We start from the raw sequence: 15,763 nt of genomic DNA on the forward strand, positions 1-15,763 counted from the left end.
CGAACACCCGGCTTGGCGCCAAGCCGCGCGCCAGCCCGGATGCCAAGCCCGACACCGGCGGGCAACCGGACGGCAACTCTGTGTCGGCGTTGATATCGAACTTCACAAACCTGGCATGCCGCCACAAGCTGCGGCAACACGCACCCCGTTCAATCCACCCACAATTTTCGGAGTTGGACGATGCGATTCAAGACATGGGCCTGGGGCCTGAGCCTGGCCACCGTGGCCCTGCTGACCGCTTGCGGCGGCGGGAGCAGCAGCAAGACGGCGCAGATGCGCCTGGTCAACGCGAGCATCGGCTATTCGTCGCTGGACATGGCCGTGAACAGCGCGACCGTGACCACCGGCGTGGCCTATGCGAAAGCCGGTGCCTACGCCAGCGTGGACACCAGCGCCACAGGCACCGAGGTGCAGAACAGCACCATCGGCAGCACGCTCGCCTCGACCACGCCGACGCTGGCCCAAGGCAGCCATTACGCGCTGATCGCCTACGGCGCGGCCGGCTCGGTGCGCACCACGTTGCTGCAGGAAGACCAGGACGCGCCGGCCACCGGCAAGTCCAAGCTGCTGGTGCTGAACCTGGCGCCCGACGCCGGCGCGCTGGACGTCTACATCACCGCCGCCACCGACCCGCTGGATACCGCCACCGCCGTGGCCAGCGGCATCGCCACCGCCTCGGGCAGCGGCTACGTGACGCTGAACAGCGGCTCCTTCCGCGTGCGCCTGACCGCCGCCGGCAGCAAGACCGACATCCGCCTGGACATCCCCGCGGTGTCGCTGCCGTCGGCCGGCACCTCGACGCTGGTGCTGACCGGCAGCACCGGCGGCGTGCTGGTGAACGGCATGCAGATGATCCAGCAGGGCGACGTCACCAACTTCCCCAACAGCACCGCCCGCGCCCGCCTGGTCGCCGCGGTGGGCAGCAACGCGCTGGTGTCGGGCTCGATCGGCCAGACGCAGCTGATGCCCACGTCCAACGCCCCGACCATCGGCGACTACCAGACCGTCGCGGCCGGCGCCGCCGGCCTGGCCGTCACCGTCAACGGCACCGCGATGTCGCTGAGCGCCCCGACGCTGGCCGCCGGCGGCGACTACACGCTCATGGTGTGGGGCCCGGCGAACGCGCCGCAGCTGACGGTGCTGACCGATGACAACCGCCTGCCGACGACCTCGACCACCGCCAAGATCCGCCTGATCAACGGCGTGGCGAGCGCCTCGACCGGCCTGACGCTGAACGTGGACTACAGCGCGCTGGCGTCCAACGTGGTGGCCGGGACCTCGTCGGCGCCGGTGACGACGCCGGCCACCACCTCGTCGCTGCTGACGGTCACTTCGCCCGCGTCGACCACGCCGATCTACAGCCTGAGCGCGCTGGCGATCCAGGGCAACGGCGTCTACACCGTCTTCGCGATGGGCGACAGCAACGGGCTGGTGGGTTCGCTGCGCAAGGAGCGCTGAGCCCCCGCCCCGCCTCATCGACCGGGAACACCACCCGGTCCCGGACCACTGACCGGCGGTCCGACGACAAATCCTCCCTGTTGGCCACGTCCTCTCCAGAGGCGTGGCTTTTTTTCGGGCGCACGTTGGGGGATGGGCCGGCATCCGGGAGGGCCGGGTCGAGACCCCACCGGCATCGCTGCTGACCGGTTCCGGCAGCGACCTGCGGCAACATCGCCGCATGAACATCCCCGCCGCGCCGCGGCCCTCCACGCTGCAGATCCGCCGCCTGCGCCAGCTCTGGCGCTCGGCCGGCTGGCCGTGCCAGGACATGCTGGAGGTGGAGCTGCTGGCGCTGGGATGGCTGGAGCGGCAGCGCGATCCGCAAGGCCGGGAAACGCTGCGGCTGAGCGATCGCGGCATCGAGGCGCTGCACATCGGGCTGCAGAAGAACCGCGCGGCGCGGCACCGCCATGAGGACCTGGTCGCCCGCATGGCGACGGAATTGCAGCGCGCCGGCCGGGTCGTGTGGCGCGGGCTGGCGCTGCGCGCCGGCCTGCCGCGCGAGGACGATCCGGCGCGGATGCGCTGGGTCCATGCGATGCCGGATGTCTATTCGGTGCGCAACACGACGGTCGAGGATTACCTCGAACCAGCGGTGCACGAGATCAAGGTCAGCCGCGCCGACCTGCTGTCGGAGCTGCGGCGGCCGGCCAAGGCCCAGGCCTACCTGGCGCTGAGCGGCCAGTGCTGGTACGTGCTGCGCGCCGGCATCGCCACGGTGGAAGAGATCCCGCCGGCGTTCGGCGTGCTGTTCGCGCATGAACTGGCGGGCGGCGTCGGCTTCCGTTTCGAGCTGGGCCGTCCGGCGCCGCGCCGGGCGATGCGCCCGGACTTCGGCACCTGGATGACGCTGGCCAAGGCGACGCCGGAGCCGGCGCCGCTGGACGAGGGTCAGGACTCGCTGGGCGAGGCCTGATACCCGGTCGCCGCCGACGCGGGACGGGAGGCCGTGGCGGCGCGCGGCGCCAGCAGCAGGTACAGCAGCGGGCCGAACGAGCCCGCCGCGAGCGTCAGCACCGCGTAGGGCCAGAAGCGCCGCCCGTGCTGCCGCGCATCGCGCCACAGGAAGCCCAGCAGCAGCACGCAGGCGATCATGAGGTCGGCCACCGCCTGACGGCCGCCGAGGGACTCGAACAACGACATCCAGAGGCCGACGTAGCCCAGCTCCAGGATCACGTACATCGAATACGCGCCGAACACGGCCAGCACCAGGGACAGGAAGATCTTCAGCATGACGGGCTCCTTCGCTCATCGGGTTGGGGGTGGGACTGAACGCAGTCTCGGCGGCCAGGCGCCGCGGCTCAATGACCTGCGAGGTCATTGCCGCCAGCGGTCCCGCCGCTAGCATCCGCCGCATGAGCCAAGCCTTCGCCCTCCTCCCCGAGCTGCGCCGCGAGCGGCGCCTGAGCCAGCTGGAACTGTCGATGCGCGTCGGCGTGTCGCAGCGCCACCTCAGCTGCATCGAGACCGGCCGCGCCCGGCCCAGCCGCGAGATGCTGATCGCGCTGCTCGACGCGCTGGAGGCGCCGCTGCCGCGTCGCAACGAGGCGTTGCTGTCCGCCGGTTATGCGCCCCACTACCCGCGCCGCTCGCTCGACGACCCCGACATGGCCGAGGTACGGCAGGCGCTGCGGCACCTGCTCGACGCCCACGACCCCGCGCCGGCGCTGGTGCTGGACGGCGGCTGGAACCTCGTGATGGCCAACCGCGGCGCGCACCGGCTGATGACGCTGCTGGGCGCGGACGCCGACGCGATGCTGCGACCGGGCTTCAACCTGCTGCGCGCCTGCCTGGAGCCCGGCGGACTGCGCACGTTGTGCGAGAACGAGGACGAGGTCTGCGCCGCGCTCTGGAGCCGCGCCCAACACGAGGCGGCCCACTTCCCGGAGCTCAAGCCGCTGCTCGAGGACCTGCGCCCGCATGTGCCGACGCGCGTCCCGCAACATGCCCACACGCCGCTGCTGCACACGCGGCTGCGCTCGTCGGCGGGGCTGCTGAGCCTGTTCTCGGCGTTCACCAGTTTCGGCTCGCCACTGGACGTGACGCTGGCCTCGCTCAGGGTCGAGCACTTCTTCCCGGCGGACGCCGCCACGCGCCGCGCGCTGGCCGACGCTTGATCGCTGGATCGGCCGATCACCGGGCACGTCGCGGCGCGGGAGCCGCGGTGGAGCGCACGACGCGCAAAGCCGGGAACCGCCATCCGTGCGAGGACCGCCGACCCCGTGCGAAAACGCGCCATTCGGGGCGCCGACGCTGTCTATCGTTAGAACCCACCCGCATATCGCCGGATCTTTTCCAGCGCCACAATGCCGGTTCGCCATCCAGCCGCGGGGCAGGAGGCGCCCTCATCCGCTCACGACCGGCTCACGAGGCCGGCAACGACCATGACCATGACCCTGACCCTCTCGATGCAACGTGGCCTGCGCCTGACCGTGCTGGCGGCCGCCCTGTCCACCCTGGGCGCCGTGCCGGCGCTGATGCCCGCCGCGACGGCCGCGAGCGCCGCCACCGCGGTGTCCTGGCAGGAAGCCTCCGGCGACAGCGACATCGAGCGCGCCTTCACCCAGGCCCGCGGCGAGAAGAAGCCGGTCCTGCTGTACTGGGGCGCGAAGTGGTGCCCGCCGTGCAACCAGCTGAAGGCGACGCTGTTCAACCGCGCCGACTTCATCGAGCAGTCGCGCGCCTTCGTCGCCGTCCACATCGACGGGGACAACCCCGGCGCGCAGCGCCTGGGCGCGCGCTTCAAGGTGCGCGGCTACCCGACCATGATCCTGTTCAGCAACGACGGCCAGGAGCTGACGCGCCTGCCGGGCGAGGTGGACGCGCCGCAGGTGCTGCGCGTGCTGCAGCTGGGCCTGGCCGGTGGCCGCCCGGTCAAGACGGTGCTGGCCGACGCGCAGGCCGGCAAGAAGCTGAGCGCCAACGAGTGGAAGCTGCTCGGCTTCTATTCCTGGGAAACCGATGAGCAGCAACTGGTGCCTGCCGCGCAGCGTCCCGCGCTGCTGGCCAAGCTGGCCGCGGCCAGCCAGGGCGTCGACGACGAGACCACCACGCGACTGTGGCTGAAGGCGCTGGCCGCGACCGAGGGCGGTGGCGCGCTGAAGGCCGACGCCGCGCTGCGCGCCCGCGTCGAGCAGGTGCTGGCCGATCCGGCCGCGTCGCGCGCGCAGATGGACGTGCTGAGCAACAGCGGCGACGACATCGTCCGCGCGCTGACGCCGGCCGCCGGCGCGGACCGCCAGGCGCTGATCGGCAAGTTCGACGCGGCGCTGAAGCGCTTCGAGGCGGACGCGTCGCTGTCGCGCGCCGATCGCCTGCAGTCGCTGCTGGCGCGTGTCGAGCTGGCCCGCCTGGACCAGAAGAAGGACGAGCTCAATCCCAAGCTGCCCGCCGCGCTGCTGGCCGAGGTCAAGGCGCACACGGCCAAGGCCGACAAGGAAATCACCGACGGCTACGAGCGCCAGGCCGTGATCACCTCGGCCGCCTTCCTGCTGGGCCGCGCCGGCCTGTGGAGCGACAGCGACGCGCTGCTGAAGTCGAGCGTCGCCAAGAGCCACTCGCCGTATTACCTGATGAGCCAGCTCGGCGGCAACGCCCGCAAGCAGGGCCGCAAGGAAGAAGCGCTGCGCTGGTACGAGGAGGCCTTCAACAAGAGCGAAGGCCCGGCCACGCGCCTGCAGTGGGGCTCCAACTACCTGAGCGCGCTGGTGGAGCTGGCGCCGCAGGATTCGGCGCGCATCGAGAAGGCGGCGTCGCAGCTGCTGGCCGAGGCCGGCAAGGACAAGGGCGCCTTCTATGAGCGCAGCGCGCGCTCGCTGCAGAAGGTCGGCAGCCAGTTGGTCGCGTGGAACGCCAACGGCCAGAACGACGCCGCGCTGGGCCGCCTGCGCACGCAACTGGACGGCGTCTGCGCCAAGCAGGAAGCGGCCGACAAGGGCGCCTGCGAGACGCTGCTGAAGAAGAAGGGCTGAACGCCCGGAGGCGGGCGCCGACGGGCCGCCGGGATGGCGGCCCGGTCCGCGGGCCGAGGCGGCCCGTGCCAGGCGCCCGGCCCCGCGAGGTTCTGGGCCCCGCCGCGGGCCCTGAGCCGACAGGCCTTACTTCAACAGGCCTTCCGCCTTCATCGCCTCCTGCACCGCGGGACGCGCGGCGACGCGGCCGCGATAGGCCACCAGGTTCGGATAACCCGACACGTCGACGCCCACGTGGGCACCCCAGTTCGTGACGGTGAACAGGTAGGCGTCCGGCACCGTGAACTGATCGCCCATCAGGTACTGCTTGCCGTCGAGCTGGCCGTCGAGCCACTTGAAACGCTCGTGCAGCTTGTTGCGCGCCAGGGTCTTGGCGTCCTCCGGCATGGCCGGATTGAACAGCGGGGTGAAGCCCTTGTGCAGCTCGCTGGTGATGAAGTTGAGCCACTCCTGCAGGCGGTAGCGCTCCATCGTGCCGTTGGCGGGGGCGAGCTTCTTTTCCGGCGCCTTGTCGGCGATGAACTGGACGATCGCCGGGCCTTCGCTCAGGCGCTGGCCGTCGTCCAGCTCCAGCAGCGGCACATAGCCCTTGGGGTTGATGCCGTAGTAGTCGGTGCCGTCCTGCAGCTTGTGGGTCTTGGTGCTGGCAAGCACCGGCTCGAAGGCCAGGCCGGCCTCGCGCAGCACGATGTGCGGGGACAGCGAGCAGGCGCCAGGGCTGTAATAGAGCTTCATGGGGTCTCCTGAGGAAGTCTCGGATTGGGGGAGAAACGCGGAGCACCATACGCGTCCGCCGCGGCCCGCGCAACGACGGGGGCTTCCCGCGCGCTGTCGCCGGCGCGCCAACGGCGGCTGCGGCGCGGGCCTACAGTCGGTGCCGTTGTCGCCTCTGGGGATACGTCGATGAAAACCTACGCCTTCGAAGACTTCGCCGTCGACCAGGTGCGCGAGTTCGGCTCGCGCCTGGTGGACCGGGCGGAGGGCCTCGCCTTCGCCGCCGCCTACGACCCGCAGCCCCTGCACCTGGACGAGGAGGCGGCGAACGCGTCGGTCCTCGGCGGCCTGTCCATCAGCGGCTGGCAGACCTGCGCGCTGGTGATGCGCATGATGTGCGACGCCTACCTGCTCGATTCGACCAGCCAGGGCTCGCCCGGCATCGACAACCTGCGCTGGCTCAAGCCGGTGCGCCCGGGCGACACGCTGCGGGTGCGGATGACGGTGCTGGAGACCAAGGCCAGCCGCAGCCGGCCGACGATCGGGCTGGTGCGCTCCGCCTGGGCCGTCTTCAACCAGCATGACGAGCAGGTCATGAGCATGGAGGGCTGGGGCATGTTCGGCCGCCGCGAGGCGCCTCCCGCCGACTAGTCCGCCAGGCGGGCGCCCAGCGCCCGTTCATCCCACGCCGCGTCGATTCGCCCCCCCGGTCCGGCAGTCCGCCCCGGACGCCGCCGTTGCTCCCCGATCCGCTCGCCATAATCGCCGGGCACTTTTGGAGGAGTGAACGATGACGACACCGCGAGGGGCAAGACCTGGCCCCGTGACCCACCGATCGCGCCGAATGCTGGCGCCGACCCTGGCGCTGATGCTCGCGACGACCGCCCTGTGCGCGAGCGCCGCTTCGGCGGCCGATGGCGGCGCCGCGAGCGCCACCGGCGCCACCAGCGCCGCAAGTACGGCCAGCGCCGACGGCCTGGCCTCGCTGACCGCCTGCCGCGTCGACGGCGTGCCCACCGAAGTCCAGTGCGGCAGCATCCGCCGCCCGCTCGACCCCGCCCGACCGACCGGCACGCAGATCGACATCCACTTCGTCGTCGTCCGCGCGCTGGCACGCAACAAGTTCCCCGATCCCGTGCTGCTGCTGGCCGGCGGCCCCGGCCAGAGCGCGGTCGCGCTGACGGGCATGGTGCTGCCGCGGCTCTCGCGCCTGAACTACCGCCGCGACCTGGTCTTCGTCGACCAGCGCGGCACCGGCCGGTCCGCCCCGCTGGTGTGCCCGGACAACAGCGACAAGCCGCTGGAGGAGCTGGTCCAACCGGGCGCCAGGCTGCGCCTGCTCGACCAATGCCGCACGCAGCTGGAGCGGCTGCCCCACGGCGACCTGCGCTTCTACACCACCACCATCGCGATGCAGGACATGGACGCGGTGCGCGCGGCGCTCGGCGTCGAGCAGTGGAACCTGGTCGGCGCGTCCTACGGCACGCGGGCCGGGCTGGAGTACCAGCGCCAGTTCCCGCAGCGCGTGCGACGCGCGGTGATCGACGGCGTCGCGCCGCCCGACATGGTGCTGCCGGTGTCCTTCTCCCGCGACGTGCAGGCCGCGCTGGACGGCGTGATCGACGCCTGCGCGAAGGAGACCGCCTGCAACGCGCGCTTCCCCGCGCTGCGGACCGAATGGCAGGGGCTGCTCAAGAGCCTGCCGCGCAAGGTCACCTTCACCCATCCGGTCACCGGCCGGAGCGAGGACGTGACGCTGACCCGCGAGGCGCTGCTCGGCATGGTGCGGCCGCCGCTGTACGCGCCGGCCACCGCCGCCGCCCTGCCCGCCGCGTTGCATGAGGCCGCGCAAGGCCGCTTCGACGCGGTCGCCGGCCTGGCCGGCCAGCTCGGCGGCGGATCGCGCGCGACGCGCATCGCCGAGGGCATGCACTTCTCCGTCATCTGCGCCGAGGACGCGCCGCGCATCACGCAGTCGACCGAGGCGCCCGCCGCCGACTTCGGCACGCTGGACAGCGACCTTTACAGCAGCGTCTGCCGCCAGTGGCCGCGTGGCGAGGTGCCCGCGGCGTTCTACACCCTTCCGGTGTCGAAGACGCCGGTGCTGCTGGTCAGCGGCGGCGCCGATCCGGCCACGCCGCCGCGCCACGCCACCCGTGTCGCCCAGGCGCTCGGCGCGCAGGCCGTGCATGTGGTCGTGCCGCAGGCGGGCCATGGCGTCGCGCTGACGCTGGCCTGCATGCGCGATGTGGTCTACCGCTTCATCGACGCACCCAAGGACGCCGACGCGCTGCGCGTCGACACCGCCTGCGCGACGCGCATCCCGCGTCCGCCCGCCTTCCTGCCCCCCACTCCGGCGACCGTCTCGGCCGCCGCCTCCGCCGCCCGGGAGTCCAACCGATGATCCGCCTGCAAGCGCTCCACAAGACCTTCGAGACGCGCGGCGCCAGCGGCTTGTCGCTCGCGTCCCTGCTCGGCAAGGGCAAGGGAAAGGCCAAGACGGTCGTCGCCGTCGAGCACCTGGACCTCGACGCGCCCGACGGCCGCATCACCGGCCTGCTGGGCCCCAACGGCGCCGGCAAGACAACGTCGCTGCGGATGCTGGCGGGGCTGTTCGCGCCCGACGCCGGCAAGATCGCCGTCGACGGCATCGACGTGCTGACGCGGCCGCGCGAGGCCCTCGGCCGCATGGGCATCCTGGGTGACGCGCACGGGCTCTACCCGCGGCTCACCGCGCGCGAGAACGTCGTCTACTTCGCCCGCCTGCAGGACATGCCGATGGAGCAGGCGCAGGCCCGCGCCGAGGCGCTGGCGGAACTGCTGGACATGCGCGCCATCCTCGACCGCCGCGCCGAGGGCTTCAGCCAGGGCGAGCGCATGAAGACCGCGCTGGCCCGCGCGCTGGTGCACGACCCGGCCAACATCGTGCTCGACGAGCCGACCAACGGCCTGGACGTCGTCGCCACCCGCGCGCTGCGCGAGGTGCTGCGCCACCTGCGCTCGCCGGCCGGTGGCAACAAGTGCATCGTGTTTTCGAGCCACATCATGCAAGAGGTCGAGCAGCTCTGCGATCAGGTCGTGGTGATGTCCCACGGCCGCTCGGTCGCGACCGGCACGGTGGACGGGCTGCTCGCGCAGACCGGCCGCGACCGCTTCGAGGATGCCTTCGTCGACCTGGCCTTCCCCGAGGCCGCCCGGTCCCCATCGCCCCTGTCCGCGACCATCCGCCGCGAGGAGCCCGCCGCATGAACATCGCCTTCTTCAAAGCCTTCCGGACCGTCTTCGCCAAGGAGATCGTCGACGCGCTGCGGGACCGCCGCACGCTGCTGCGCCTGCTGATCCCATCGATGCTGATGGGCCCGCTGATGCTGATGCTGATGTCGGGGCTCGCCGCCTCCTTGCAGGAGCGCGCGGAGCAGCGCGAGATCCTGGTCGTGGGCATCGCCAACGCGCCGACGCTGCGCAACTTCATCGAGCGCCAGACCTTCACCATCAAGGAGGCCCCCGCCGACTACGAGACGGCGCTGCGCAGCGCCAGGCTGACCGATCCGGTGCTGGTCGTGCCGGACAACTTCGAGACGCTGCTCGCCGGCGGCGAGCAGGCCACGGTGCGGATCGTCAGCGACAGCGCCAACCAGCGCGCGGAGGCCGGTGTCGGGGCGATCAGCCGACTGATGCAGTCCTTCAGCACGGAACGCGCCACGCTGACCCTGGCGATGCGCGGCATCGGCGCGCAGCAGCTGCGGCCGCTCGACGTCCAGGAGCGCGATCTGGCCAGCGTCCAGGCGCGCGCCACGCGGCTGACGCAGATGCTGCCGATGTTCATCATGATGGCGGTGCTCTACGGCGCGCTGACCGCGGCGCTGGACAGCACCGCCGGCGAGCGCGAGCGCGGCTCGCTCGAGCCGCTGCTGGTGAACCCCGCGCCCCATGCCGCCATCGTGGCCGGCAAGTGGGCCGCGGTGCTGATGGCCGGCATGCTGGTGGCGGTGCTGTCCAACCTCAGCTTCCTGCCCGGCCAGTGGCTGATGCGCAGCGACGCGCTGGCGGCGATGTTCCAGTTCGGCTGGGGCGAGGCGCTGCGCTTCCTGCTGCTGCAGATCCCGCTGGGCGCCGGCCTGGCCGCGATCCTGATGGCGCTGGCGATCCGCACCAAGACCTTCAAGGAAGCGCAGGCCAGCACGACGCTGGTGATCACCGCCGTGGCGCTGACGCCGATGGTGGCGATCGTCAATCCGGGCGGGGAGGCGTCCTGGCATCTGTGGGTGCCGGGCCTGGGTCAGAACCAGCTCATGATGCAGGTGCTCAAGGGCGAGGCGTTGACCTTCGCGAAGGTGATGCCGACGGTGATCGTCGGCGCCGCGTTGACGATCGCCGGCCTGGCGTTCGTCGCGCGCTCGATGCGCGCCGCGGTCGCGCGCTGAGCGTGCGTGTCGCCTTGATCCGGCGCATGACGCCGATCAAGGCGACGCCGCGCCGTCAGTGGCGCGTCAACAGGGCGCGCTGGACCTGCTCCTGCCAGGGCAGCGCGTGCACGATGCCGTTGAGCTGGATCGCCGATTCCATCGGCGCCAGCACCTCGCCCTCGCGGTTGAGGAACTGCATGTTGGTGACGAGCGCCATCGGATCGACCATCGAGACGATGCCGTAGGGCATGCGCACCCAGTCCCAGGCCACGCCGGCGGCGCCGAACTCGGATTCCCCGCTCCACAGGGTTTGCCCCATGGCCGGCCGATCGTCGTCTCCCGCCACCAACACGCGCGTGCTCAAATGCGCGAACTGCAAGCGAGGTAAACGCTGTACATCACACAATATTCGTGGCCACGCGTACACAATCCAAGCTGGTGTCATTGTCAGAATTGTTTAGTTTGGGTACTACGGATCGGCGGATGCTTCTCCCCATGACCAGCAGTGTGGTCACGATGAGGGGGCATCGCCAGCTGTAAACCCTGTCAGGGGCGTGAATGCGTCACGGGACCTATGCAGGCCCCGCCCGGCGCATGACAGGCACGCCGTCGGGACACAACAGGCCGGTCGACGGACCGGAGCGATCGATGCTGCAAGGCGGTTATCAGTCAGTTCTAGAAGCACGCTCACGGGACGAGTTCCGCAGTGAGGTGATCCGCTTCGCGCAAAGCCTGGAGTTCCAGACGGTCTCCGCCATCACCGTGGTGGACCACACGCTCGCGCAGTCCGAGTTCATCACCATCGACAACTGCCCCGTGGGCTACAGCGACGTGATGCACGCGCCCGAGTTCGGCCGCCGCGATCCCGTCATGCAGCACTGCAAGCGCAACAGCATGCCGATCGTGTGGGACCGCCAGACCTACGCTCAGCACGGCGCCAGCGACATCTGGGAATCGCAAGCCCAATTCGGCTACAGCACCGGCATCTGCCTGGCGCTGCACCTGCCCGAGGGCCGCCACTTCGTGCTGGGCGTCGATCGCGATCGCCCATTGCCAAGCGACAAAGTCGAACTGACGCGCATGGTCGCCGACCTGCAGCTGTTCGCCGTGCATGCGGTGGACACGGCCTTGCGTGTGCTGCTGCCGGAACAGAAAAGCGCCGACTCGCCGCGCCTCACGCCGCGCGAGCTCGAGTGCCTGAACTGGACGATGGAAGGCAAGACCGCCTGGGAAGTCGGCGCCATCCTGAGCATCACGGAACGGACCGCCGTGCTGCACATCAACAACGCGATGCACAAGCTGGGCTGCACCAACAAGCATCAGGCCGTTCTGAAGGCGCTGAGACTGGGCCTCATCCGCTGATCCTGCCGTCCTGGGCAGGATGTAAACACTGTAAGAGCTGACAGTTATCGAGGCGCGCGCTCGCTGCTTCAATTCGTTCCGTGCTCAAACACATCGAGAGCACGTCACCGAATCTGGAGCCTTTTATGCAAGCCCAACCCAACACCGTCATCGTCAACGCCCAGACCGAAGAAGGCCTGATCGAACTCGATCTGCAAAGCCTGGTCCACGTCGGCGGCGGTGCACCCAAGGGCACCTGGCTGGTGGGCGCCGATGCCACGGCGACCGTGGCGCTGGCCTCGCTCGACGCGGGCATGGAACCGGCCCCCAAGGGCACCTGGTAAGCCCCCGAGGCTGATTCGCGACCGTCAGGTTCGCAACAAGGCGTAGCAGTTGTGATGGCGCTCTTCCGCGCCGAAGCGCAGGCCTCGCAACAGCAGGCCTGGCTGGGATCGGTGCAACTGCATCGCCCCGCGACACTGCGATGGCTGAGCATCCTTGCACTGGGTGGCGTGATCGCCGTCGGCGCATTCCTGTTCAGCAGCGAATACACCCGCAAGGCCCGCGTCAACGGCCTGCTGGTGCCCGAGCGCGGCGTGATGCGGCTGAGCGTGCCGCAAAGCGCCACCGTCGTGGCACGACCTGTCCAGGACGGGCAGCAGGTGCATGAAGGCGACGTGTTGTTCGTGCTCTCGCTCGACAGCACGAACCCCAACGGCGACGGCCTGTCCCGGACCCTGCGCGAGCGCGAACGCTCGCTGGGCGCGGCACAGGCGCAGCAGCGCGAACTGGCGCAGAGCCAGGCGACGTCGCTGAAGGCACGCATCGGGACGCTGGATGCCACGCTGCGGCAGGCCGATGCCGAGCTGCGGCTGCATGCGGAGCGCGAGGCGCTCGCGCAGCAGAGCCTGGGCCGGCTCGAGTCACTGGCGAAAGACCAGTTCGTCTCGAGCGCCCAGGTCCAGACCAAGCGGGAGGAGTTGCTTGGCTTGCAGGCCCAACGGCAGGCGCTGGCGCGCGAGCGCGAGAACCTGCAGCGGGAGGCGTTGGGCCTGCAAGCTGAGCTCCAGGCATTGCCCTTGAAGGCCGAGGTGCAGCAGGGCGAGCTCTCTCGCGACATCGCCGCCTTGCAGGCGCAGGGCGTCGAGAACGAAGCGCGTCGCCGCCTGGTGCTGCGCGCGCCCAGCGACGGCCAGATGAGCACCGTGCTGGCCGATCCCGGCCAGGTCGTGCAGGCCGGCACCCAGCTCGCCGCGCTGCTGCCGGCGCACACGCCGTTGCAGGCGCACCTCTACGCCCCGTCCAGCGCCGTCGGCTTCCTGCGCCCGCACCAGACGGTGCTGCTGCGCTATCAGGCCTTCCCGTACCAGAAATTCGGCCAGCAGGAAGGCGAGGTCCTGCAGGTCTCCCGCACGCCATTGCAGGCCGCGGAGCTGGCCCAGCTCGGGCTGCCCGCCGCGATGACGCAAGGCGAGCCGATGTACCGCATCACCGTGCAGTTGCAGCGCCAGTCGGTGCAGGCCTATGGGCAGGATCAATCGCTGAGCCCGGGTATGCTGCTCGAGGCCGACGTGCTGCTCGAGCGCCGCCGTCTCATCGAATGGATCTTCGAACCGCTGCTGAGCCTCGCCCGTCGTGTCTGATGCCGCCCCTTCCGCCGCCTCTTCTCCTGCCCGACCCCGGTTGCTTGATCGCCTGAACCTGGGCTGGCGACGACGTCGCCCCGTCATCCTCCAGACCGAGGCCGCCGAGTGCGGCCTCGCCTGCCTCGCGATGGTCGCGGCGACGCACGGCCAGCGCTGGACGCTCGCGGAATTGCGCGACCGTTTCGCCGTCTCGCTCAAGGGCATGACGATGGCGGACATGGTCCGCATGGGCGCGCAACTGGGCCTCACGGCGCGCGCGCTGCGCGCCGAACCGGCCACGCTGCACAAGCTGCAGACGCCCTGCGTGCTGCATTGGGACTTCAATCATTTCGTCGTGCTGGACCGCGTGCAGGGCGACCAGGCGGTGATCCTCGACCCCGCGCTGGGCGAGCGCCGCCTGTCGCTGACCGAGGTCTCCAAGCACTTCACCGGCGTCGCGCTCGAACTGCGGCCCGGCATGGACTTCGCCCGCAAGGCCCCTGCCCCGGCGCCGCGCTGGCGGCAGTTGCTCGGGCACGTGACGGGCTTGAAGCGCTCGGTCGCGCAGGTGCTGGGCCTGGCGCTCGGGCTGGAGTTGCTGGGGCTGCTGTCGCCGTTCCTGCTGCAATGGACCGTCGACGGCGTCATCGTCAGCGCCGACCGCGATCTGCTGGTGACGCTCGTGATCGGCTTCGCGCTGCTGGTGGTGCTGCAGGTGGGCGTGGGTCTGCTGCGCTCGTGGGCGGTGATGATCCTGTCGGCGTCACTGAACCTGCAGTGGCTGTCCAACGTGTTCGCGCACCTGCTGCGCTTGCCGTTGGCCTGGTTCGAGAAGCGCCATCTCGGCGACATCTGGTCGCGCTTCTCCAGCGTGCAGGAGATCCAGAAGACGCTCACCGGCAGCTTCATCGAGGCGATGCTCGACGGCCTGATGGTGCTGCTGACGCTGGCGATGATGTCGCTGTACAGCCTGCGCCTGACGGCGATCGCGCTGCTCGCGGTGGTCGGCTACGCGGCCCTGCGCTGGGCATTCTTCAAGCCGCTGCGCGTCGCGCAGGAAGAGGCGTTGACGCATGAGGCGCGCCAGAACAGCCACTTCCTCGAATCGCTGCGCGGCGCGCAGGCGATCAAGCTGTTCAACGCGCAGGCGGACCGCAGCGCGCGTTTCTCCAACCTCGTCGTCGAGCAGATGAACGCGTCGCTGACCGGCCGCAAGCTGGAGCTCGGCATGGGTCAGGGCAACAAGCTGCTGTTCGGGCTGGAGCGCGTGGCCATCGTCGGGCTCGGCGCGATGCTGGTGCTGGACAAGGAACTGTCGGTCGGCATGCTGTTCGCGTTCCTCGCCTACAAGGACCAGTTCAGCCAGCGCGTCGGTGGGCTGATCGACAAGGTCGTGGCGCTGAAGATGCTGCGCCTGCAGGGCGAGCGCCTGGCCGACATCGTGCTGACCGCGCCCGAGGCCGAGCTCGACGCGCCCGGCCGCACGGTGCCCCGCGATGCGGTGCTCGAGCTGGACAACCTGCGGTTCCGCTACGCCGACGGCGAGCCGGAGGTGATCGCTGGCTGCTCGCTGCGCATCGAGCCGGGCGAGTCGGTCGCCATCGTTGGCCCGTCGGGCTGCGGCAAGACGACGCTCATGAAGCTGATGCTGGGCATCCACGCGCCGCAGCAGGGCGAGATCCGCGTCGGCGGCGTGGCGCTGGCGCAGCTCGGCGCGAATGCCTGGCGCGAACGCATCGGCACGGTGATGCAGGACGATCAGCTCTTCGCCGGCAGCATCGCGGACAACATCAGCTTCTTCGACCTGAACGTCGATCCGGAGTGGGTCCGTGAATGCGCCCGACTGGCCTGCGTGCTGGACGACATCGAGGCGATGCCGATGCGCTTCCAGACGCTGATCGGCGACATGGGCTCCAGCCTGTCAGGCGGTCAGCGCCAGCGCGTGCTGCTGGCCCGCGCGCTGTACAAGCGGCCGCAGTTCCTCTTCCTGGACGAGGCGACCAGCGCGCTCGACGTCGACCGCGAACGGCAGGTCAATGCGAGCCTGCGGCAGTTGCCGCTGACGCGCATCGTCATCGCGCATCGGCCCGAAACGATCGCGGCCGCGCAGCGCGTGGTCAGCTTGCAGGGCGGGCGGGTGACGCAGGATTTGCGCAGCGTTTATCAGGCTTGATGGGGCGGTGGTAGCCCCGGTAGCCCCGGCTGC

General features: G+C 70.3%; 15 protein-coding genes. 12 read left to right on the top strand and 3 right to left on the bottom strand.

Going from position 1 to position 15,763, the window contains the following annotated elements:
- Positions 1–180 precede the first annotated feature (180 nt).
- Positions 181–1,458: a DUF4397 domain-containing protein gene (locus tag CDN99_RS23125; RefSeq protein WP_088387238.1), complete on the top strand. Its 1,278-nt coding sequence runs from the start codon at positions 181–183 to the stop codon at positions 1,456–1,458.
- Positions 1,459–1,678: 220 nt separating this feature from the next.
- Positions 1,679–2,416, top strand: coding sequence for a hypothetical protein (locus CDN99_RS23130; protein WP_088387239.1), 738 nt, complete (start codon positions 1,679–1,681; stop codon positions 2,414–2,416).
- On the opposite strand, the gene CDN99_RS23135 is transcribed toward CDN99_RS23130, so the two are convergent.
- A complete protein-coding gene (locus CDN99_RS23135) occupies positions 2,392–2,733 on the bottom strand; it encodes a DUF2834 domain-containing protein (RefSeq protein WP_088387240.1) in 342 nt (113 codons plus the stop codon). The two genes, CDN99_RS23130 and CDN99_RS23135, sit on opposite strands and share 25 nt — an antisense overlap.
- Positions 2,734–2,855: 122 nt before the next feature.
- Here CDN99_RS23135 and CDN99_RS23140 point away from each other — a divergent pair, with 122 nt between their 5' ends.
- Together CDN99_RS23140 and CDN99_RS23145 are read left to right on the top strand one after the other, a co-directional pair.
- Complete coding sequence (locus CDN99_RS23140) at positions 2,856–3,617, top strand: helix-turn-helix domain-containing protein (RefSeq protein ID WP_202820312.1); 762 nt, start codon at positions 2,856–2,858, stop codon at positions 3,615–3,617.
- A 273-nt stretch (positions 3,618–3,890) separates the two neighbouring features.
- Positions 3,891–5,471: a thioredoxin family protein gene (locus tag CDN99_RS23145; protein ID WP_238139672.1), complete on the top strand. Its 1,581-nt coding sequence runs from the start codon at positions 3,891–3,893 to the stop codon at positions 5,469–5,471.
- Positions 5,472–5,597: 126 nt separating this feature from the next.
- Here CDN99_RS23145 and gstA read toward each other — a convergent pair whose 3' ends face one another.
- Complete coding sequence (gene gstA, locus CDN99_RS23150; RefSeq protein WP_088387242.1) at positions 5,598–6,206, bottom strand: glutathione transferase GstA; 609 nt, start codon at positions 6,204–6,206, stop codon at positions 5,598–5,600.
- A 24-nt stretch (positions 6,207–6,230) separates the two neighbouring features.
- Between gstA and CDN99_RS23155 the strand changes: the two genes are divergently transcribed.
- The 4 genes from CDN99_RS23155 (at position 6,231) to CDN99_RS23170 (ending at position 10,609) form a co-directional block, all read left to right on the top strand.
- A complete protein-coding gene (locus CDN99_RS23155) occupies positions 6,231–6,836 on the top strand; it encodes a MaoC family dehydratase (protein WP_375134459.1) in 606 nt (201 codons plus the stop codon).
- Between the two features lie 193 nt (positions 6,837–7,029).
- On the top strand, positions 7,030–8,589 hold the full coding sequence (locus CDN99_RS23160) for an alpha/beta hydrolase (protein WP_238139673.1): 1,560 nt from the start codon (positions 7,030–7,032) through the stop codon (positions 8,587–8,589).
- Positions 8,586–9,434: an ABC transporter ATP-binding protein gene (locus tag CDN99_RS23165; protein ID WP_088387244.1), complete on the top strand. Its 849-nt coding sequence runs from the start codon at positions 8,586–8,588 to the stop codon at positions 9,432–9,434. The genes CDN99_RS23160 and CDN99_RS23165 overlap by 4 nt, the downstream gene beginning before the upstream one ends.
- Positions 9,431–10,609, top strand: a complete 1,179-nt coding sequence (locus tag CDN99_RS23170; protein ID WP_088387245.1) for an ABC transporter permease — start codon at positions 9,431–9,433, stop codon at positions 10,607–10,609. Before CDN99_RS23165 ends, CDN99_RS23170 begins: the two co-directional genes overlap by 4 nt.
- A 55-nt stretch (positions 10,610–10,664) precedes the next feature.
- Here CDN99_RS23170 and CDN99_RS23175 read toward each other — a convergent pair whose 3' ends face one another.
- Entirely contained in the window at positions 10,665–11,036 is a 372-nt protein-coding gene (locus CDN99_RS23175) for a DUF4902 domain-containing protein (protein WP_510633873.1), read from the bottom strand.
- A gap of 203 nt (positions 11,037–11,239) precedes the next feature.
- Here CDN99_RS23175 and CDN99_RS23180 point away from each other — a divergent pair, with 203 nt between their 5' ends.
- The 4 genes from CDN99_RS23180 to CDN99_RS23195 all read left to right on the top strand — a co-directional run bounded on the left by CDN99_RS23180 (position 11,240) and on the right by CDN99_RS23195 (position 15,730).
- On the top strand, positions 11,240–11,953 hold the full coding sequence (locus CDN99_RS23180; RefSeq protein ID WP_088387247.1) for a helix-turn-helix transcriptional regulator: 714 nt from the start codon (positions 11,240–11,242) through the stop codon (positions 11,951–11,953).
- 125 nt (positions 11,954–12,078) lie between these two features.
- Positions 12,079–12,276, top strand: coding sequence for a hypothetical protein (locus tag CDN99_RS23185; protein ID WP_088387248.1), 198 nt, complete (start codon positions 12,079–12,081; stop codon positions 12,274–12,276).
- Between the two features lie 54 nt (positions 12,277–12,330).
- Positions 12,331–13,575: an HlyD family secretion protein gene (locus tag CDN99_RS23190; protein ID WP_088387249.1), complete on the top strand. Its 1,245-nt coding sequence runs from the start codon at positions 12,331–12,333 to the stop codon at positions 13,573–13,575.
- 40 nt (positions 13,576–13,615) lie between these two features.
- Entirely contained in the window at positions 13,616–15,730 is a 2,115-nt protein-coding gene (locus tag CDN99_RS23195; RefSeq protein ID WP_088387250.1) for a peptidase domain-containing ABC transporter, read from the top strand.
- Positions 15,731–15,763 lie beyond the last annotated feature (33 nt).

Source organism: Roseateles aquatilis, assembly GCF_002205645.1.
Lineage (GTDB): Bacteria > Pseudomonadota > Gammaproteobacteria > Burkholderiales > Burkholderiaceae_C > Roseateles > Roseateles aquatilis.